Genomic DNA, 19,776 nt, shown 5'->3' on the forward strand with positions numbered 1-19,776 from the left:
TCAACGCCGCGGCAGCGTGTCGCGCGGCATCTGCTCGTCGTCGCCCATCAGGTGACGGCGCCCTTCGGTCGGCCGCCGGATCGTCGCGGCCACTTCCGCCTCCGTCACATCCTCCGACACGACCCGGCGCGCGAGGCGCCCGTCGTCATCGATCCATTCGACGATCCGGCACCCACCGCCCCACGGCTGGCGAATCGGCTCCGACACACGGCAGCCGCGCAGGTTGTAGACGCGTCCGCCCGGCACTTGCCCAGACTGTTTCAACATAGGTCCCTTTCGCATTGCGCGGCATTGCGCGGTTCGACAATTCGCCCAAGGATAGGGAAAAGGAATGTCCGGCGGGTTACACATCCCTACATATTCTTTACAGCGAATTACGCGACCGAACGCCGGGGCGCGGCCTCCGCGTCGCGCGGCAAGGCACTCACTCCAGCCCGCGTACCCGGTCGATCGCCTGCTCGATCCGCTCGACCGCCATCACCTCCAGCCCGTCGACAGGCTGTTTCGGCGCGTTCGCCTTCGGGATCAGCGCGGTCGTGAAACCGAGCTTCGCGGCCTCGCGCAAACGCTCCTGCCCACGCGGGGACGGCCGGATTTCGCCGGCCAGCCCCACTTCGCCGAATACGATCAAGCCCTTCGGCAGCGGCTTGTTGCGCATCGACGAATGGATCGCGAGCAGCACCGCGAGGTCGGCGGCGGGCTCCGTGATCTTCACGCCACCCACCGCGTTGAGGAACACGTCCTGGTCGAAGCACGCGATGCCCGCATGGCGGTGCAGCACCGCGAGCAGCATCGCGAGCCGGTTCTGCTCGAGGCCGACCGCGAGGCGGCGCGGGTTCGGCACGTGCGCGGTATCGACGAGCGCCTGGATCTCGACGAGCAGCGGCCGGGTGCCCTCCTGCGTCACGAGCACGCACGAGCCTGGCACGACCTGCTCGTGCTGCGACAGGAACAGCGCGGACGGATTCGCGACGCCACGCAGCCCGCGCTCGGTCATCGCGAACACACCGAGTTCGTTGACGGCGCCGAAGCGGTTCTTGAACGCGCGCACGAGGCGGAACGACGAGTGCGTGTCGCCTTCGAAATACAGCACCGTGTCGACGATGTGCTCGAGCACGCGCGGGCCGGCGAGGTTGCCCTCCTTCGTCACATGCCCGACCATGATGATCGCGGTGCCCGACTGCTTCGCGATGCGCGTGAGCTGCGCCGCGCACTCGCGCACCTGCGCGACGGAACCCGGCGCCGACGTCAGCGCCTCCGAATAGACGGTCTGGATCGAGTCGATGACCGCGACGTCCGGCCGCTCCGCATCGATCGCGGCCTGGATCTTCTCGAGCTGGATCTCGGCCAGCAGCTTCAGCTCGGCCGCCGGCGCACCGCCGTCGAGGAGCGCGAGCCGTTGCGCGCGCAACGCGATCTGCGCGGCCGATTCCTCACCGCTGATATAGAGTGCGCGCCGTTCGTTCGCGATGTCCGCGAGCGACTGCAACAGCAGCGTCGACTTGCCGATGCCCGGATCGCCGCCGATCAGCACCACGCCGCCCGCGACGAGCCCGCCGCCGAGCACCCGGTCGAACTCGCCGATCCCGGTCGAGAAGCGCGGCACGTCGGCCGCTTCGATGTCGACGAGGCGCTGCACCGGCGCACGCTTCGCGAGCGACTGGAAGCGGTGCGCGGCCGGCGATTCGGCCACCGACTCGACGAGCGTGTTCCAGGCCTGGCACGACGGGCATTGCCCCTGCCACTTCGGCGTCTGGCCGCCGCACTCGCTGCAGACGTAGATGGTTTTCTGTTTCGCCACGCGGTGCGCCCTTATTCCGCGCGCACCGGCACGCGGGCGGCCACCGCGCACATCAGTTCATAGCCGATCGTCCCGCAGTGACGCGCGACGTCGTCGATCGGCAGGTCGTTGCCCCACAGCTCGACGCGCGAGCCAACGCCCGCCTGCGGGCACGGGGTCAGGTCGACCGTGATCATGTCCATCGACACGCGGCCGACGATCCGCGTGCGGATGCCGTCGACGATCACCGGCGTGCCCTCGGGCGCAACGCGCGGATAGCCGTCCGCGTAGCCGCACGCGACGACGCCGATGCGCATCTGCGCCTGCGCGGAGTACGTCGAGCCGTAACCGATCGCCTGCCCCTTCGCGATCGTCTGCACCGCGATCAGCTCGGACGCGAGCGTCATCGCCGGCTTGAGGCCCGTGTCGGCAATGTCGGCCGAGCGGCCGGACGGCGATGCGCCGTACAGGATGATCCCCGGGCGCACCCAGTCGAAATGCGTGCCCGGGTGCCAGAGCACCGCCGCGGAGTTCGCGAGGCTGCGCGCGCCGGCGATGTTTTCCGCGCCGCGCTCGAACGCGGCCATCTGGTCGGCGACGCCGCGCTCGCTGTCCGCGTCCGAAAAATGGGTCATCAACGTGATCTGGCCGATGCCGGGACAGGCGCGCGCGCGCTCCCACGCGGCGCGGTACTTCTCGGGCAGGTAGCCGAGCCGGTTCATCCCGCTGTTCATCTTCAACTGCACGTTGATCGGCTTCGACAGCCGCGCCGTCTCCAGCATCCGCATCTGCTCGTCGTTGTGGACGGTCGTGGTCAGGCTGTAGCGGTCGACCACGTCGAGGTCGGTCGAGCGGAAGAACCCTTCGAGCAGCAGGATCGGGCCGGCCCAGCCGAGTTCGCGCAGCTTGACCGCCTCGTCGAGGTCGAGCAGCCCGAACCCGTCGGTGCCGCGCAGTCCGGGAAACGCGCGCGCGAGGCCGTGGCCGTACGCGTTGGCCTTGACGATCGCCCAGACCTTGGACTGACCGGCATAGCGGCGGACGACGGAGAGATTGTTCGCGAGGGCGGCGGTATGGATGGTGGCGGAGATCGGGCGCGGCATGGGAAATTTACGTAAAGACGCTTGCGAATCAGCAGCTTACCGCGCCTTTTGGGCGCCGAAGCCGACAACTTGCGGAACGATCGGGGAATCTTGCTAGTCCGAATCGCTGTATTTTCGTGTTATAAAGCCGTGCGCACAACCCATTTCGAACGGAATAAGCCGATCGCATACCAGGCGGCCTTCGCGGCCGAGCCGCAGCGACGAAAGCATCGCATCAGATGAAAAAAGGTTTTTACACCATCATGGCCGCGCAGTTTTTTTCGTCGCTGGCCGACAATGCGCTACTCATCGCCGCCATTGCCCTGCTGAAAGACCTTAACGCGCCGAACTGGATGACACCGCTGCTGAAGCTGTTCTTCGTGTTGTCCTATGTGGTACTCGCAGCGTTCGTCGGCGCCTTCGCGGATTCGCGCCCGAAGGGACGCGTGATGTTCATCACCAACTCGATCAAGGTCGTCGGCTGCCTGATCATGCTGTTCGGCGCGCATCCGCTGATCGCGTACGGCATCGTCGGCTTCGGCGCGGCGGCCTACTCGCCCGCGAAGTACGGGATACTCACCGAGCTGCTGCCGGCCGACCGGCTCGTTGCAGCGAACGGCTGGATCGAAGGCACGACCGTCAGCTCGATCATCCTCGGCACCGTGCTCGGCGGCGCGCTGATCAGTCCGCATATCGCATCGCACGTGATCGCGCACACGCCCTCCTGGATCAACACGCCGGCCGAAGCCGCGATGGCGATCATCATGGCAATCTACGTGATTGCCGCCCTGTTCAACCTGCGTATTCCCGATACCGGCGCGCGCTACCCGCGCCAGCAGCACGGCCCCGTCAAGCTCGTCACCGACTTCGCGGATTGCTTCATGGCGCTCTGGCGCGACAAGCTCGGCCAGATCTCGCTCGCGGTCACGACGCTGTTCTGGGGCGCGGGCGCCACCCTGCAGTTCATCGTGCTGAAGTGGGCCGAGGTGTCGCTCGGCATGTCGCTGTCCGAAGGCGCGCTGCTGCAGGCTGTCGTCGCGGTCGGCGTCGCGGCCGGCGCGATTGCCGCAGCCGGCCGGATCCCGCTGAAGAAGTCGCTCACCGTGCTGCCCGTCGGCATCGTGATGGGCATCGCGGTGATGCTGATGGCGTTCTATACGCGCGACCTGTTCCCGTCGAACTGGGTCATCCACTTCGGCCACGTCCGCATGCCGGTCTACCTGCTCATCGCGTACCTGTTCCTGATGTGCGTCGGCGCGCTGTCCGGCTACTTCGTCGTGCCGATGAACGCGCTGCTGCAGCACCGCGGCCACGTGCTGCTGTCGGCCGGCCACTCGATCGCGGTGCAGAACTTCAACGAGAACCTGTCGGTGCTCGTCATGCTGTGCCTGTACGCGGTGCTCGTGTGGCTCGACGTGCCGGTCGGCGTCGTGATCGTGCTGTTCGGCACCTTCGTCTGCCTGACGATGTGGCTCGTGATGCGCCGCCACCAGGCGAACCAGCGCCAGTTCGATTCGGTCGCGCTGATCGGCGAGGCGAAACACTGACGCCCCGCTTCCCGTTCGCGCCTGTCCGCGCCGGTTCCCGGACCGGCGCTTTGCCATCATGACTCAACCGATCCCCAACGTCCTGACGATCGCCGGCTCCGATTCGGGCGGCGGCGCAGGCATCCAGGCCGACCTGAAGACGTTTTCCGCGCTCGGCGCGTACGGCGCGAGCGTGATCACCGCGCTGACCGCGCAGAACACGTGCGGCGTAACCGGCGTGCACGCGCCCGATCCGGCATTCGTGACCGCTCAGCTCGACGCGGTGTTCGGCGACATCCGGATCGACGCGGTGAAGATCGGCATGCTCGCGAACGCGCCGATCGTACGCGCGGTCGCCGACGCGCTGCGCCGTTACGCGCCCCGCTACGTCGTGCTCGATACGGTGATGATCTCGAAAAGCGCACACGCGCTGCTCGCGCCGGACGCAGTCGACGCGCTGCGCGGCGAGCTATTGCCGCTCGCCACGGTCGTCACGCCGAACCTGCCCGAGGCGGCCGCGCTGCTGGGCGACACAGAGGCCGCGACCGAAGATGAAATGGTCCGCCAGGGCCGCGCACTGCTGGAGATCGGCGCGCATGCGGTGCTGATGAAGGGCGGCCATCTGCCGGACAGCCAGTCGAGCCCCGACTGGCTCGTCGACGCGACGCGCACCGTGCGGCTCGACGGCGCGCGCGTGCCGGTCGCCAATACGCATGGCACGGGCTGCACGCTGTCGTCGGCCATCGCGGCGCTGCTGCCGCGGCATCCGGACCTCGAGACCGCCGTGCGCGAAGCGAAGGCGTACCTGACCGGCGCGATCGCCGCAAGCGGCCGTCTCGACGTCGGCCACGGCGTCGGCCCCGTGCACCACTTCCATCGCTGGTGGTAAGCGCCGGCCGGAGCCCGCGTCAGGCGGCCAGCGACGCGAATGCCTGCGCCTGCTCGGGCCAGTCGTCCGGCACGACGAACCCGCGCGCGGTCTCGTGCCATGTGCCGTCGCCGCCCCGCGCATAGACGCCGATCAATGCCGGCGCCTGGCGCGCCGTCAGCACTGCCGGCAGCGCGTGCGTGGCCGCGAACGGCTCGGGCGCCGCGTCGCCCGGTGCGATGCGCCGCGGCGCGAGCCATGCGAGCCGCGGCAGCACGGCCCACGCGACATCCGCCGGCTGCGCGGCCGCCCACTCCGCCCACTGCGCGTGCGTCAGCCAGAAGCCGCGCGGGTGGACCGGCGCAATGTCGCCGGCGACGCGCGGCAACGGCACACCGTGCGGATAGAACAGCCATCCCTTGATGAACATCTGTGCATCGGCCAGCGCGCCGTATCCGAGCCGCGCGAATCCGTCGCGCCCGCTCAGGCGCAACTGGTGGCTGATCAGCCGGCCGCGCTTGCGATCGAAGCGGTCGACGAGATTCGGGCCGACGAAATCGGCGAGCGCGGCCGCGTCGCGCACCGGTGCGCACAGGTAGCACTTCACCGCCAGCTCCCAATGCAGGCGCTGACCGCCGGGCGTATCGACGAGGAAGTCCACCTCGCCGAGCGTCTGGCCATTGATGCGCAGCGCGAGGTTGGCCGCGACGAGCCGCAGCGACGGCCCGTGCGTGAGGAAGTATTCGAGCAGGCATTCCGCATAGCGGCCGAGCCGGACCGGGCGCAGCCCTTCGAGCGCGCGGTGCAGCGGCTCGGGCGCCGCATCGAGCGCGGCCAGCCAGGCCTCTGCGGCCGCCTGTTCCGTGGCGTCGGACCACGGCTGCGCGAGCGGCGCGCCGGGCGCCGCCGTCAGCAGGCTCGGGCTCGACAGCAGCCACGCCAGATCGCGGACTGCCGCGTCGCGCAGCGTTTCGACGAACGACAACGCCGCGCGGGCCGTCATTGCGCGGACCGCTCGTCTGCGCTGCCGATGGCCGCCCCACGGACGGCCGCCCCACGGAACGTGTCGCGTGCGAGGCACAGATCGGCCCACGCCTTCGACTTGTCCTGCAGGCTGCGCAGCAGATACGCCGGGTGATAGGTGACGATCACCGGCACGCCTTCGTATGTATGCACGCGGCCGCGCAGCGACGCGATGCTCGCATCGGACTTCAGCAGCGTCTGCGCGGCGAAGCGGCCGAGTGCGACGATCAGCTTCGGCTTCACGAGCGCGACCTGACGCTGCAGATACGGCTCGCAGCGCGCGACTTCATCCGGCTCCGGATTGCGGTTGCCGGGCGGCCGACACTTGATCACGTTCGCGATATAGACATTGTCGCCGCGCTTGAGCGACAGCGACTGCAGCATGTTGTCGAGCAGCTTGCCCGCCTGGCCGACGAACGGCTCGCCCTGCTTGTCCTCGTTTTCGCCGGGCGCTTCGCCGATCAGCATCCAGTCGGCCTCGCGGTCGCCGACGCCGAATACCGTGTTGGTCCGCTTCTCGCAGAGCCGGCAGCGCGTGCAGTCTGCCACGCGTGCCGCAAGCGCGTCCCAGTCGAGTTCGGCCACCGGCGTCTCGGTGGAGCGCAGGTCGGCGACCGGCGCGGGATCGCCCGGCGGCGCGGCGTCGAACCACGCGAAATCGTCGTCGCCGAGCGGGGGCGCGTCGTCGGGCGGTGCGAACGCGCCTGTGTGCATCGCGGGTTCGTGCTTCGAGGTCGTCGCGCGGGCATCGCCGACAGGGGCCGCTTGCGCGCGCACTTCGGACGTCTGCGTGGCGGCAGGGGATTGCGTGCCGCGCGCCTGCGCCGCGTCGTCGGCCGAATTCATGTCCGGTTCGTGCACCATCGCCGCCGCGCTCGCCCGCACGTCCGGTTCAGGCGCGTTCGCCGGCCCGTCAGCCGGCCATGCGGCGTGCTCCGCTACAGGAACGGCCTCGCGCGCCACGGCTGCCTTGTCCGCCGTCCGCGCACGCGTATCGGCCTGCGCGCCTGCGGCCTCCGTCAGCGCATCCTGCCCGGCCGCTGCCGGCGCGTCGCCCGCATGCAGCCCGCGCCGGACCCAGCGATGCGCGAGCCCCATTTCCTCGAGTGCCGCTTCAGCCCACGCCATGCGCGCCTCCGTCCTTGTTCAGCGTCAGACGCATCACGATCGCGTCTTCCCGGCTGCGATGCCGCGCCGGATAGTAGTTCTTGCGCCGCCCGATCGTCACGAAGCCGAAGCGCTCGTACAGATGGATCGCCCGCGGGTTCGACGGCCGCACTTCGAGCAGCACGCCGTCGAGGCGTTCCGCCTGCGAAACGCGCACGGCCTCGCGCAGCAGCGCAAGGCCTGCGCCCGTGCATTGCGCGGCAGGCGCGACGCACAGGTTCAGCAGATGCATCTCGTCGATCACGGGCATCAGCACGCAATAGCCGACGAGCGCGCCCGTCACGTGACGCAGGCACAAGCCGAAATAGCCGTTGCGCAGCGAATCCTCGAAATTGCCGCGGCTCCACGGGAATTCATAGGCGGCGTGCTCGATCGCCACGACTTCGTCGAGATCGGCGTCCGTCATCGGCGACAGATACCGGTCGCTCAGCAGTACACCCGTCATTCCTGCGCTCCGCCCGGTCGTGCAGCCCGCGCCGCCATCCGCTCGGCGGTCGTCTGCGCGACCTTGTCGCGCACGTACTCGGGTGCGGCCTGCTCGGCCGGCACCGTACGCCCGGCCCGATACGCGCGCAACGCCGCGTGCGCAACCGCCAGCGCATGCGGCATTGCGTCGCCGTCGACCGCCGCAGCGCGCGCGACGGCCGGCAGCTGCGCGCCGAACGCGGCAGCCGCGTTGCCCGCGAGCGTGAACGGCGCGTCGGGCACGCCGACCGCGCCCGGCGCATCGAGCGCGGCCGGATGCAGCGTGCGCCAGTCGCCGGCAGCGTCGTCCCACGCGAAATCGGCCCAGTAGACCTCGTCCATCCGCGCATCGAGCGCAGCCAGCACGCGCGCGGTGCCCGGCGCGCGCAGCCGCGCATGCTCGGCGCACGCGAGCAGCGTGCCGACCGGCACGACCGGCAGACTGCGCCCGAACGCGAGGCCTTGCGCGATGCCGGTCGCGGTGCGCAGGCCCGTGAACGAGCCGGGGCCCGCGCCGAAGGCGATCGCATCGCAATCGGCGAGCGTCAGCCCGGATTCGGCGAAGAGTTCCTGGACGGCCGGCAGCACGCGCGTGCTCGACACGGCGCCCGTCAGTTCGTGGCGGACCCAGCTTTGCAGGGAGGAAGCCGCGGATTCGGCCGTAGCCGAGCGCAGCAGCGCGACCGAGCAGTATTCGGTCGACGTATCGATGGCGAGGAGCACTGTTTGCGTCATGGCCGACATTGTAATGCGGCGCCCCGCTCCCACGGGCGATCCCGGCGTATCGCGACGTGCCGTCAACGCCCGCGGCGGTTTGGAAGGATCGCTCGACCCCGCGCGCCGGTCCGCTTGTTAAGATCGCCCGACTCGAAACCCTTACCGGAGACACCCGATGAGCGAACTCACCACGCAATTCGACCAGGCCCAGGTCGACGTCAAGCAACTGACCGAGCGTCCGGGCAACCTGACCCTGCTGCGCCTCTACGCGCTCTTCAAGCAAGCCACCGACGGCGACGCGCACGGCGACAAGCCGGGCTTCACCGACATCGTCGGCAAGTACAAGTACGACGCATGGGAAGCGCTGAAGGGCACGTCGCAGGATGCGGCGAAGCAGCAATACATCGCGCTCGTCGACTCGCTGAAGAACGGCACGGCAGCCTGATCGCGCCCCACCGTGTCACGGGCAGTGGCGCAGCGCAGCAAAAGTCTCTATAATGCTGGCTGCGTCACATCCGCGCCCGGCCAACTGGCCGATCCGGCCAGACGCCTCGTAGCGTTAAGCTCCAATCCGGTTTAGAACCTGTCCCCTTCCTGCTTCGGCTCTTGCGGCCGTCAATTATCAGGCTGGCGGCAACGCTGTCATCGCACGCCGCACCCAAAACAGCTTCTAGCCTCATCCGCCTCATGACTGGCGGATTGCACCCGTTTTCCGATTTGCTCGTTGAATCCGACAACTTGGGCATGCGCGATTGGCGCCGACGTTTCACCCACTGTGTTTCAAGGATTGTTATGACTTCGAGCATTTCCACCAGCCCCCTCAACGCGACCGCCGACAAGGCACTCGGTCTCGACGACGCCGCGCAGACTGCAGCCGCGCCGGCTGCCGACGAGCCGACCTTCGCGTCGCTCGGGCTGTCGCCGGAGATCGTCTCCGCGCTGCAGGCCGCCGGCTACGAGAAGCCGACGCCGGTCCAGCAGCGCGCGATTCCGGCCGGCATCGCCGGCCGCGATCTGCTGGTGTCGAGCCCGACCGGTTCGGGCAAGACGGCCGCGTTCATGCTGCCCGCGATCGAGCGCTTCGCTCAATTGCAGAAGGCGCAGGCGCAACAGCCGCGCGCGCCGCGCGAACCGAACAACGGTGATCGCCGTGTCCGCCGTCCGCAACCGGTCGCGCGCCCGGGCCTCCTCGTGCTGACGCCAACCCGCGAACTCGCGATGCAGGTCACGACGGCCGCATCGACCTACGGCAAGCACCTGAAGCGCCTGCGCACGGTCAGCATCCTCGGCGGTGTCGCCTATGGCCAGCAGCTGATGCTGCTCGCGAAGAACCCGGAAATCCTCGTCGCGACGCCGGGCCGCCTGCTCGATCACCTCGAGCGTGGCCGCATCGACCTGTCCGAGCTGAAGATGCTCGTGCTCGACGAAGCCGACCGCATGCTCGACATGGGCTTCATCGACGACATCGAGACGATCGTCGACGCGACGCCTGAATCGCGCCAGACGATGCTCTTCTCGGCGACGCTCGACGGCAAGATCGGTTCGCTGACGAGCCGCCTGCTGAAGGATCCGGAACGCATCGAGATCCAGCAGCGCCTCGAGTCGCGCGCGAACATTGCGCAGACCGTGCACTACGTCGACGACCGTGACCACAAGGATCGCCTGCTCGATCACCTGCTGCGCGACAGCGCGCTCGACCAGGCGATCATTTTCACGGCGACCAAGATCGACGCCGACCAGCTCGCCGGCCGCCTCGCCGACGCAGGCTTCGAGTCGGCCGCGCTGCACGGCGACCTGCCGCAAGGCGCGCGCAACCGCACGATCCGCGCGCTGCGCGAGCGCCGTGTCCGCGTGCTCGTCGCGACCGACGTCGCGGCGCGCGGCATCGACATTCCCGGCATCACGCACGTGTTCAACTACGACCTGCCGAAGTTCGCGGAAGACTACGTGCACCGGATCGGCCGTACTGGTCGCGCGGGCCGTTCGGGCACCGCGGTGAGCCTCGTGCATCACGCCGAGCAAGGCGCGCTGAAGCGCATCGAGCGCTTCGTGCGTTCGCCGCTGCCGGTCAACGTCGTCGAAGGCTTCGAGCCCCGCAAGGCGCCGCCGCGCGGCGATCGCGGCAACGGCGGCCGCGGCCGTCCGGGCGGCGGTAACGGCGGTCGCCGTTTCGGCGGCAAGCCGGGCGGCGGCCACGGCAATGGCGGCGGCCGCAGCTACGGCGGCGGCAACGGCGGCTGGAGCGGCAAGCCGGGCGGCAGCCGCGACGGCGGCAACCGCCGCAGCGACGGCCAGCGCGGCGGCCCGCGCCGCAGCAATTCGGCGTCGTAATGGCGCGCGGGCGGCCTCGTCGGCCGTCCGTCACCTGCCCCGCAATACGCAACCGGCGCACCCGCGCCGGTTTTTTTTCGCCCCCGCCGCCTTTTCACGATACGAAAAATTTTTTTGTGCCGTGAAAAATCATGTTGCGTGGCACAACCCGGGCCATTGCAGGATGGAAAAATGCATTTCTTATCTCGAAATCATCACCACAAGCATTTGATTAATAACGATTAAAATTTTCAAAACTTCCTGAGAGCGCCTCTGTTTCGCGATCCTCGATTTGCCTAGACTCTTATACAAGACTTCACGAAACGAAACGCACCACATCCGGCTTCGTGAACAGCATCACCCCCGTTCGATTCACACCGATTCAGGCAACACCATTCGAGGAGCACATCATGTCGCGTCAGCAACAGGCACAGGAACTGCAACAGCAATGGGAAACCGATCCGCGCTGGAAGGGCATCAAGCGCAGCTACTCGGCTGATGACGTGGTCCGCCTGCGCGGCTCGATCCAGGTCGAGCACACGATCGCGAAGCGCGGCGCGGAAAAGCTCTGGACCCTGATCAACAACGAACCGTTCGTCAACGCACTCGGCGCGCTGACCGGCAACCAGGCCATGCAGCAGGTGAAGGCCGGCCTCAAGGCGATCTACCTGTCGGGCTGGCAGGTCGCGGGCGACGCGAACCTCGCGGGCGAAATGTACCCGGACCAGTCGCTGTACCCGGCGAACTCGGTGCCGCAGGTCGTCAAGCGCATCAACAACACGCTGACGCGCGCCGACCAGATCCAGTGGTCGGAAGGCAAGAACCCGGACGACGAAGGCTACGTCGACTTCTTCGCGCCGATCGTTGCCGACGCGGAAGCCGGCTTCGGCGGCGTGCTGAACGCGTTCGAACTGATGAAGGCGATGATCGAGGCCGGCGCCTCGGGCGTCCACTTCGAAGACCAGCTCGCTTCGGTGAAGAAGTGCGGCCACATGGGCGGCAAGGTGCTCGTGCCGACGCGCGAAGCCGTCGCGAAGCTGTCGGCAGCGCGTCTCGCGGCCGACGTGATGGGCACGCCGACCGTGCTGGTCGCCCGTACCGACGCGGAAGCGGCCGACCTGATCACGTCCGACATCGACGACAACGACAAGCCGTTCCTGACGGGCGAGCGCACGGTCGAAGGCTTCTTCCGCACGAAGCCGGGCCTCGAGCAGGCGATTTCGCGCGGTCTCGCGTACGCGCCGTACGCCGACCTGATCTGGTGCGAAACGGGCAAGCCGGATCTCGAGTACGCGAAGAAGTTTGCGGAAGCGATCCACAAGCAGTTCCCGGGCAAGATGCTGTCGTACAACTGCTCGCCGTCGTTCAACTGGAAGAAGAACCTCGACGACGCGACGATCGCGAAGTTCCAGAAGGAACTCGGCGCGATGGGCTACAAGTTCCAGTTCATCACGCTGGCCGGCTTCCATGCGCTGAACTACTCGATGTTCAACCTCGCGCACGGCTATGCCCGCACGCAGATGAGCGCGTTCGTCGAACTGCAGCAGGCCGAGTTCGCGGCAGCGGACAAGGGCTTCACCGCGGTCAAGCACCAGCGCGAGGTCGGCACCGGCTACTTCGACGCGGTGACGCAGACGGTCGAGCGCGAAGCGTCGACGACCGCGCTGCACGGCTCGACCGAAGACGAGCAGTTCTTCGACGGCAAGAAGGTCGCTTAGGACGCCTTGCGGGCGTCACGCCGATGCCCGCCGGTCATGCGACGGCGCGGCATCGGCACCCGAATCACGCACAAGGATCAGGGAGGAGACGGCAGGCGCGCGACATCCGTCGCGCGACCGGCCGCGCAGCCTGCGGGCTGCACACGACAACGCGCGCCGGGCCTGCCCGGCGCGCCTTCTTTTCGGCTTCGGCCGATGGACCGGTCGCCCATGCAGCGTGAGCACGCGCAGGGCCTACCGATAGACGATCACCGGAATTTTCGTATGAGTCAGTACGCGCTGCGTCTCGCTGCCGATCAGCAGGCTGCCGAGCCCGCGGCGCCCGTGCGACGCCATGAAGATCACGTCGCAGCCGCCGCGTTCGGCCGCTTCGATGATGCCGAGGTACGGCGACGGATGCACGCTCGTCCAGGTGTCGCAGTCGACGCCCGCCTGCCGCGCGGCGGATTCGACCTCGTCGAGGTGCGTGCGCGCCTCGCGCTCGCTGCGCGCCCGGAAATCGGCCGGCGGCTCGATGATCACCTCCGAGAACGGCGAGTACGGATATTGCGGCAGGCACGCATAGGCCGTCACGCGCGCGCCGACCGCGCGGGCGAGATCGATCGCGCCATCGATCGCCTTCTTCGACAGGTCGGAACCGTCGGTCGGTACGAGGATGTGCTTGAACATCGCGCCCTCCATCGTTATTCGCACCCGGCGCGGCGCGCCGCCGCACGCCGCGGCCGTCGCGCATCCGGTGTACCTGTCTCGATTGTAGTGTGCGAATCGGCGCGCCCGGCTCCGGCAGCGGGTTCGTCCTCATATCGGAAACACCCGGGCGACGAAGCCGCGCCCGGCTCGTGCGCGGTCGAGCGCCGCGCATCGCCCGGGCCCGCCGCCCTCCCGCGTGCGGCGGACCGCGCCGCGCCCGACCGGCGCCTAGCCCCAGTAGCCGGGCCGTTCGTACGTGTGCTTCAGGTAGTCGAGGAACAGCCGCACGCGCAGCGGCAGATGCCGGCGCTGCGGAAACACCGCGTGGATGCCGATCGGCGGCGCTGCGAACGCGTCGAGCACGCTGACGAGCCGGCCGGCGGCGATGTCCTCGCCGACCTCCCACCACGAGCGCCACGCGAGCCCGTGGCCGGCCAGGCACCACTCGTGCAGCACCGCGCCGTCCGAGCATTCCATCATGCCGCTCACGCGGATCGACACGACCTTGCCGTCTTCCTGGAATGCCCAGCCGCGTTGCTGGTTCGCGTTGGCCGCGAGCGCGAGGCAGTTGTGCCGGGCGAGCTCCGCGAGCGTGGCCGGCGTGCCGCGCCGCGCGAGATACGCCGGCGATGCGACGCACACGCGGCGGTTTTCGCCGAGCTTCAGCGACACGAGCGACGAATCGGGCAATTCGCCGAGCCGAACCGCGCAGTCGAAGCCCTCGTTGACGAGATCGACCATCCGGTCGGACAGGTCGAGCGTGACCGACACGTCCGGATGGGCGCAGCTGAATTCGGGCACGAGCGGCGCAACGTGCCGCCGGCCGAAACCGGCCGGCGCGGAGATGCGCAAGTGGCCGCTTGCCTTGACCCCGCCCGCGGACACGCTCGCCTCCGCGTTCTGCATGTCGTTGATGATGCGCTGGCAGTCTTCGAGAAACGCCGACCCTTCGAAGGTCAGCGTGAGCTTGCGCGTCGTGCGCACGAGCAGCTTCACGCCGAGCCGCTCCTCGAGCGCGTCGAGCCGGCGGCCGATGATCGCCGGCGCGACGCCTTCCGCGTGCGCGGCCGCCGACAGGCTGCCTTTCACCGCGACCGCGGCGAACGTTTCGATCTGTTTGAACCGGTCCATGAGTCGTCGGGACGGCAGACGCCGCCCGTCATATTGACTGAAGCGGCTCCAGATTAGGTATATGAAAGTAAAAGATCAAGTGATGTTTAGCGTCTTTTTTGGTACTAGTGATCACGAATAAAATCGTTTCCGACCTCTGATATTGGAGCGCAAGGCTATGTCGGCCACAACGACACTCTCTCCCAACGCCATCCTCTTCGACGCATACGGCACGTTGTTCGACGTGCACGCGGTCATGGCCGCGGCAGAGCAGATGTTCCCCGGCCACGGGGAACGGTTGTCGCAGCTGTGGCGACGCAAGCAAATCGAATACTCGCAGCTGCGCACGCTCGCCGATCCGGCCGGCGCCCGCTATCGCCCGTTCTGGGACATCACGCTCGACGCGCTGCGGTTCGCCGCGCGCTCGCTCGGCCTCGCGCTCAACAGCGCCGCGGAGAAACGCCTGATGGACGAATATGCGTGCCTGTCCACCTATCCCGACACGGTGCCCGCGCTGCGCAAGCTGCGCGCGCTCGACCCGCGTCCGTCACTCGCGATCCTGTCGAACGGCAACCCGCAGATGCTCGACATCGCGGTCAAGAGCGCCGGCATGACCGGCCTGTTCGATCGCGTGCTGTCGGTCGACGCGGTGCGCGCGTACAAGCCGTCCCCCGCCGCCTATGCGCTCGGCACTGCCGCGTTCGGGCCGAACCCGCGCGACATCGTGTTCGTGTCGTCGAACGGCTGGGACGTGACGGGCGCCGCCTGGTTCGGCTACACGACGTTCTGGCTCAACCGCACGGGCGCCCCTGCCGAGGAGCTCGGCACGCCGCCCGACGGCGCCGGCACCGGCATGGCCGACCTGCTCGCTTTCCTCGCCACCCCGGCTCCGTCCGGCAAGCACGCAAACCGCAGGCGTCCCAGCCCGGGCGCATGACGTTCGCATCGCTGCCGCCTTCCCCCTTCACCGAAACCGCAACTGACCGACCAAGGAGATGAGACTCATGAGCACCCCGATCACGCTGCCGCAAGGCATGGCGATCACCGGCGACATCCAGCCGGGTTACGACGCGATCCTGACGCCCGACGCGCTCGCGCTCGTCGCGGCGCTGCACCGCACGTTCGAACCGCGTCGCCACGCCCTGCTGCAGGCACGTGCCGAGCGCACGAAGCGCCTCGACGCCGGCGAGCGCCCGGACTTCCTGGCTGAAACGAAGGCCATCCGCGAAGGCGACTGGAAGGTCGCGCCGCTACCCGCGGACCTGCAGTGCCGCCGCGTCGAGATCACCGGCCCGGTCGAGCGCAAGATGATCATCAATGCGCTGAACTCGGGTGCCGATTCGTACATGACGGACTTCGAGGATTCGAACGCGCCGAGCTGGACCAACCAGATCGACGGCCAGATCAACCTGAAGGACGCGGTGCGCCGCACGATCTCGCTCGAGCAGAACGGCAAGTCGTACAAGCTGAACGACAAGGTCGCGACGCTGATCGTGCGTCCGCGCGGCTGGCACCTCGACGAGAAGCACGTGACGGTCGACGGCCAGCGCGTGTCGGGCGGCATCTTCGACTTCGCGCTGTTCCTGTTCCACAACGCGAAGGAACTGATCGCGCGCGGCTCGGGCCCGTACTTCTACCTGCCGAAGATGGAAAGCCATCTCGAGGCGCGCCTGTGGAACGACATCTTCGTCGCCGCGCAGGAAGCGATCGGCATCCCGCGCGGCACGATCCGTGCGACCGTGCTGATCGAGACGATCCTCGCCGCGTTCGAGATGGACGAGATCCTGTATGAACTGCGCGAGCACAGCTCGGGCCTGAACGCGGGCCGCTGGGACTACATCTTCTCCGCGATCAAGAAGTTCAAGAACGACCGCGACTTCTGCCTCGCGGACCGCTCGAAGATCACGATGACGGTACCGTTCATGCGTGCGTACGCGCTGCTGCTGCTGAAGACCTGCCACAAGCGCAACGCGCCGGCGATCGGCGGGATGAGCGCGCTGATCCCGATCAAGAACGATCCGGAAGCGAACGACAAGGCAATGGGCGGCGTGCGTTCGGACAAGCAGCGCGACGCGACCGACGGCTACGACGGCGGCTGGGTCGCGCACCCGGGCCTCGTGCCGATCGCGATGGAAGAGTTCGTGAAGGTGCTCGGCGACAAGCCGAACCAGATCGCGAAGCAGCGCGACGACGTGCAGGTCGAAGGCAAGAACCTGCTCGACTTCCAGCCGGAAGCGCCGATCACCGAAGCGGGCCTGCGCAACAACATCAACGTCGGCATCCACTACCTCGGCGCATGGCTCGCGGGCAACGGCTGCGTGCCGATCCACAACCTGATGGAAGACGCGGCGACGGCCGAGATCTCCCGCTCGCAGGTGTGGCAGTGGATCCGTTCGCCGAAGGGCGTGCTCGACGACGGCCGCAAGGTGACGGCGGAACTCGTGCGCGGCTACGCAAAGACCGAGCTCGAGAACGTGAAGCAGTCGGTCGGCGGCGATACGCAGCCGTACGAGCGCGCCGCGGCGATCTTCGAGCAGATGTCGACGTCCGAAGGCTTCACGGAATTCCTGACGCTGCCGCTCTACGAAGAAATCTGACCAGGCCGGTCGGATACGGCCGGTCAGCCCGACGCGGCCGAGCGCGCGAGGTGACGCGACGCTTGGCTGGCTTCGCGCGCGGCCCGATGCAATGAAAGAAGGCGCCCAGCGAATCGCTGGGCGCCTTCTTTTCATGCGGCGTCGACCGTCACGCGCTCAGACTTTCGCGTTCCCGCCGATGCTGGACCCAGTCGCCCGACGCGATGCGCGGCTTGTCCGACACCGCGTGCGCCGCGACCGGGTAATACACGCACGTGTACTGCCGGCCGCCGAGTTCGACCGTCGCCGTCTCGGGCTTGAACAGGCTGTCGACGCCCGGATAGACGCGCTCGATCTCGTCGAGCACGGGCACGAGCCGCTCGTCGACTTCATAGACATCGCCCCAGACGAGCGACTTGCCGTCTCCCGCGGCCACCATCCCCGGATACGTGCCGAAGTCGTACAGTTCGCCCGGCAACGCGGCGGCGCCGACGAGTGTCGGCACCGCGATGCCGTGCCGCGCAGCCGCGCTGCCGATATCGTTGGCCTCGCCTGCTCTCAACGTGCCATAGACGAATACGTGGCGCATCGTGTTTCTCCCTCCTTGATTCGTGTGTTGCCGTGTCAGGTCAGCGGCGTCGCGCTGACGAGCACGCCGTTCTCGTCGGCGTAGATCCATTCTCCGGGCGCGATCCGCGTGCCGAGCACCGTGACGGGAATGTCCCGCTCGCCGGCGCCGCGCTTGTCGCTCTTGCGCGGATGCGTCGCGAGCGCCAGCTCGCCGACGTTGCACGCGCGCCGTTCCGCCGCGTCGCGTACGCATCCATAGACCACGATACCGGCCCAATGGTTCTTCTCGGCCAGCGCGGCCAGGTTGCCGCCGACGAGCGCGCACCGCCGGCTGCCGCCGCCGTCGACGACCAGCACGCGGCCTGCGCCGTCCAGCTCGAGTGCTGCGCGCACGAGCGTGTTGTCCTCGACTTGGTTCGCCCCGCACAGTACTCGCTGGCCCCATACAACGTTCATTCAAGCGAGTCATTATCGACCCAAAAAACCGCCGCGTGCCCTCGCGCGGCCCCTTCTACAATAGCGGCATCGCCGCCGCGCCACCCGATCACCCATGAATCCGTCCGCCCAAGCAGACGCGTCCGCCCATTACGACGTCATCGACATTCCGCCGGAATTCGCGCCGACCCCCGGCCATCCGATGCGCGTACGCGCGCGTCCGCTCCCCGCCAGCGTGCGCATCCCGCTCCACACGCATGCTTGGGCGCAGCTCGCGTACGCGTCACGAGGCGTCCTGCGCGTGACGACGAGCGGCACGACATGGATGGTGCCGCCGTCGCGCGCGATCTGGGTGCCGCCGCACGTGACGCACGAGGTCGTGATCGTCGAGGATGCCTATCTGCGCACGCTGTACATCGACGAGTCGATCGTGCCGGACGGGCTCGATGCGTGCCGTGTCGTCGAAGTAACGGGATTGCTGCGCGAGCTGATCGTCGCGCTCGATGCCCACGACCTGAGCGCGACGCGTGAACGCATGCTCTGCGCGCTGGTGCTTGACGAACTCGGTCACGCCGAGCCGCTGCCGCTCGCGGTGCCGATGCCGGTCGAGAAGCGTTTGCGCACGCTGTGCGAAGCGGTGATCGCCCAGCCTGCGCACGCGGAGTCGCTCGAGCACTGGGCAAGCGAGGTCGGCGCGAGCACGCGCACGATTTCGCGGCTGTTCAAGCAGGAACTTGGCGTGAGCTTCTCGCAATGGCGGCAGCAGGCGCTGCTCGCGCGCGCGATTCCGCTGCTCAACCAGGGGCGCCCGCTGTCGCATATCGCGCGCGAACTCGGCTACCAGAGCCAGAGCGCATTCTCCGCGATGTTCCGCCGCGCGTTCGGCGAAAGCCCGCGCGCGTTCATGCTGCGCGGTCACGAACACCGCGGCGCGGAAGGCATGACAGCGGAAGAGGCGCCGCCGGACGGCGCGCCGGTCTGACACCGGCCCCGCGCGTCAGACCGAACGGACCATGTGCCGGATCGAGCCGAGCTGCGCGAGCCGCGATCCGGCGACGCGATAGCCCATGCGCAGGTACAGCCGCGCGGCGGGATTGTCGACGAACACGCGCAGCTGCAGCTCGTTCAGCCCGCGCGCCTTCGCCCAGCGGTGCGACATCTCGAGCAGATAGGTGCCCGCGCCGTGGCCGCGATGGCCGGCCGCGATCTGCACGTCGCGGATATGCAGCGAGTCGCCCTCTTCCGTCACGCGCAGCACGCCGATACGCTCGCCGTCTGCCTCGAGAATGAAATTCTCCGATTCGCGCCAGCTCGCGTAGAACAGGTCGCTGCGCCATACGAGCCCGTGGCGCTTGTAATAGCCGCCCATGTTGCCGTGCGTCAGCGCTTCGGCAAACGGAAAATCGCCGGGCTCCGCGGGGCGGAGCTGATACAGGATTCGCAGGTCGGTGGGATCGAGCATCGCACGATGATCAAGGACGCATTCCGCCACGATAGCGCAGTCCGGCCCGGATGCAATCGCGATTTTCGCGCATCGCGGGCGCGCCAGTGACGAACACCCGTTCGAACCGGCACCCGAGCGGGTATCGTCTTCGGCGAGGAACCGGACACGCGTATGGCCCCAACGGGCGCAACCGGAAACACAAATGAAAAAGCCCGCACAAGGCGGGCTTCTTCATTTCCTGGCGGAGCGGACGGGACTCGCCTACATCCTGCAGGCCGCGGATGCGCGTGCACGC

The 19,776-nt window shown here is 68.0% G+C and carries 19 protein-coding genes and 1 pseudogene; 8 read left to right on the forward strand and 12 right to left on the reverse strand.

Features of this window, described 5'->3' with window-relative positions; all coding sequences use genetic code 11:
* From ACV229_RS36210 to alr, 3 genes are all read right to left on the reverse strand, one after another.
* Window positions 1-267: a DUF2866 domain-containing protein gene (locus tag ACV229_RS36210; RefSeq protein ID WP_448087868.1), complete on the reverse strand. Its 267-nt coding sequence runs from the start codon at window positions 265-267 to the stop codon at window positions 1-3.
* Between the two features lie 157 nt (window positions 268-424).
* Complete coding sequence (gene radA, locus ACV229_RS36215; RefSeq protein ID WP_448087869.1) at window positions 425-1,801, reverse strand: DNA repair protein RadA; 1,377 nt, start codon at window positions 1,799-1,801, stop codon at window positions 425-427.
* Window positions 1,802-1,812: 11 nt separating this feature from the next.
* Window positions 1,813-2,883, reverse strand: a complete 1,071-nt coding sequence (gene alr, locus ACV229_RS36220; protein WP_448087870.1) for an alanine racemase — start codon at window positions 2,881-2,883, stop codon at window positions 1,813-1,815.
* Between the two features lie 218 nt (window positions 2,884-3,101).
* On the opposite strand from alr, the gene lplT reads away from it, so the two are divergent.
* A complete protein-coding gene (gene lplT / locus ACV229_RS36225) occupies window positions 3,102-4,409 on the forward strand; it encodes a lysophospholipid transporter LplT (protein ID WP_448087871.1) in 1,308 nt (435 codons plus the stop codon).
* Window positions 4,410-4,467: 58 nt separating this feature from the next.
* Window positions 4,468-5,277 (forward strand): bifunctional hydroxymethylpyrimidine kinase/phosphomethylpyrimidine kinase, encoded by an 810-nt coding sequence (thiD, locus tag ACV229_RS36230; protein WP_448087872.1) that lies wholly within the window; start codon window positions 4,468-4,470, stop codon window positions 5,275-5,277.
* 19 nt (window positions 5,278-5,296) lie between these two features.
* Here thiD and ACV229_RS36235 read toward each other — a convergent pair whose 3' ends face one another.
* Genes ACV229_RS36235 through tsaB form a run of 4 tightly spaced genes read right to left on the reverse strand, consistent with a single transcriptional unit; the run spans window position 5,297 to window position 8,655 of the window.
* Window positions 5,297-6,259 (reverse strand): DUF1853 family protein, encoded by a 963-nt coding sequence (locus ACV229_RS36235; protein ID WP_448087873.1) that lies wholly within the window; start codon window positions 6,257-6,259, stop codon window positions 5,297-5,299.
* Window positions 6,256-7,407 carry a uracil-DNA glycosylase family protein gene (locus ACV229_RS36240; RefSeq protein WP_448087874.1) on the reverse strand — a complete coding sequence of 384 codons (1,152 nt, stop codon included), beginning with the start codon at window positions 7,405-7,407 and terminating at the stop codon, window positions 6,256-6,258. The genes ACV229_RS36235 and ACV229_RS36240 overlap by 4 nt, the downstream gene beginning before the upstream one ends.
* Window positions 7,394-7,891 carry a ribosomal protein S18-alanine N-acetyltransferase gene (rimI, locus tag ACV229_RS36245; protein ID WP_448087875.1) on the reverse strand — a complete coding sequence of 166 codons (498 nt, stop codon included), beginning with the start codon at window positions 7,889-7,891 and terminating at the stop codon, window positions 7,394-7,396. The genes ACV229_RS36240 and rimI overlap by 14 nt, the downstream gene beginning before the upstream one ends.
* Window positions 7,888-8,655, reverse strand: a complete 768-nt coding sequence (gene tsaB, locus ACV229_RS36250) for a tRNA (adenosine(37)-N6)-threonylcarbamoyltransferase complex dimerization subunit type 1 TsaB (RefSeq protein ID WP_448087876.1) — start codon at window positions 8,653-8,655, stop codon at window positions 7,888-7,890. The genes rimI and tsaB overlap by 4 nt, the downstream gene beginning before the upstream one ends.
* A gap of 148 nt (window positions 8,656-8,803) precedes the next feature.
* On the opposite strand from tsaB, the gene ACV229_RS36255 reads away from it, so the two are divergent.
* From ACV229_RS36255 to aceA, 3 genes are all read left to right on the forward strand, one after another.
* Window positions 8,804-9,073, forward strand: coding sequence for an acyl-CoA-binding protein (locus ACV229_RS36255; RefSeq protein ID WP_448087877.1), 270 nt, complete (start codon window positions 8,804-8,806; stop codon window positions 9,071-9,073).
* 347 nt (window positions 9,074-9,420) lie between these two features.
* Entirely contained in the window at window positions 9,421-10,959 is a 1,539-nt protein-coding gene (locus ACV229_RS36260) for a DEAD/DEAH box helicase (protein WP_448087878.1), read from the forward strand.
* 389 nt (window positions 10,960-11,348) lie between these two features.
* A complete protein-coding gene (gene aceA / locus ACV229_RS36265; RefSeq protein WP_448087879.1) occupies window positions 11,349-12,656 on the forward strand; it encodes an isocitrate lyase in 1,308 nt (435 codons plus the stop codon).
* A 234-nt stretch (window positions 12,657-12,890) separates the two neighbouring features.
* On the opposite strand, the gene ACV229_RS36270 is transcribed toward aceA, so the two are convergent.
* Both ACV229_RS36270 and ACV229_RS36275 read right to left on the reverse strand, forming a co-directional pair.
* The gene (locus tag ACV229_RS36270) at window positions 12,891-13,325 is read right to left on the reverse strand and encodes a universal stress protein (protein ID WP_124598642.1); all 435 of its coding nucleotides are present in this window, start codon (window positions 13,323-13,325) and stop codon (window positions 12,891-12,893) included.
* A gap of 249 nt (window positions 13,326-13,574) precedes the next feature.
* Window positions 13,575-14,477: a LysR family transcriptional regulator gene (locus ACV229_RS36275; RefSeq protein ID WP_448087880.1), complete on the reverse strand. Its 903-nt coding sequence runs from the start codon at window positions 14,475-14,477 to the stop codon at window positions 13,575-13,577.
* A gap of 157 nt (window positions 14,478-14,634) precedes the next feature.
* Here ACV229_RS36275 and ACV229_RS36280 point away from each other — a divergent pair, with 157 nt between their 5' ends.
* Complete coding sequence (locus ACV229_RS36280; RefSeq protein ID WP_448087881.1) at window positions 14,635-15,393, forward strand: haloacid dehalogenase type II; 759 nt, start codon at window positions 14,635-14,637, stop codon at window positions 15,391-15,393.
* 67 nt (window positions 15,394-15,460) lie between these two features.
* Window positions 15,461-17,053, forward strand: a complete 1,593-nt coding sequence (aceB, locus tag ACV229_RS36285) for a malate synthase A (protein ID WP_448087882.1) — start codon at window positions 15,461-15,463, stop codon at window positions 17,051-17,053.
* Window positions 17,054-17,201: 148 nt separating this feature from the next.
* Here aceB and ACV229_RS36290 read toward each other — a convergent pair whose 3' ends face one another.
* Both ACV229_RS36290 and rraA read right to left on the reverse strand, forming a co-directional pair.
* Window positions 17,202-17,621, reverse strand: a complete 420-nt coding sequence (locus ACV229_RS36290) for a gamma-glutamylcyclotransferase family protein (RefSeq protein WP_448087883.1) — start codon at window positions 17,619-17,621, stop codon at window positions 17,202-17,204.
* A gap of 35 nt (window positions 17,622-17,656) precedes the next feature.
* Window positions 17,657-18,010 (reverse strand): annotated as a pseudogene (gene rraA, locus ACV229_RS36295) (ribonuclease E activity regulator RraA); the annotation flags it as partial.
* Between the two features lie 142 nt (window positions 18,011-18,152).
* On the opposite strand from rraA, the gene ACV229_RS36300 reads away from it, so the two are divergent.
* Window positions 18,153-19,019, forward strand: a complete 867-nt coding sequence (locus ACV229_RS36300) for an AraC family transcriptional regulator (protein ID WP_448087884.1) — start codon at window positions 18,153-18,155, stop codon at window positions 19,017-19,019.
* Between the two features lie 15 nt (window positions 19,020-19,034).
* Here ACV229_RS36300 and ACV229_RS36305 read toward each other — a convergent pair whose 3' ends face one another.
* Window positions 19,035-19,499 carry a GNAT family N-acetyltransferase gene (locus tag ACV229_RS36305; protein ID WP_448087885.1) on the reverse strand — a complete coding sequence of 155 codons (465 nt, stop codon included), beginning with the start codon at window positions 19,497-19,499 and terminating at the stop codon, window positions 19,035-19,037.
* Between the last annotated feature and the right edge of the window lie 277 nt (window positions 19,500-19,776).

The organism is Burkholderia sp. MR1-5-21 (assembly GCF_053427715.1).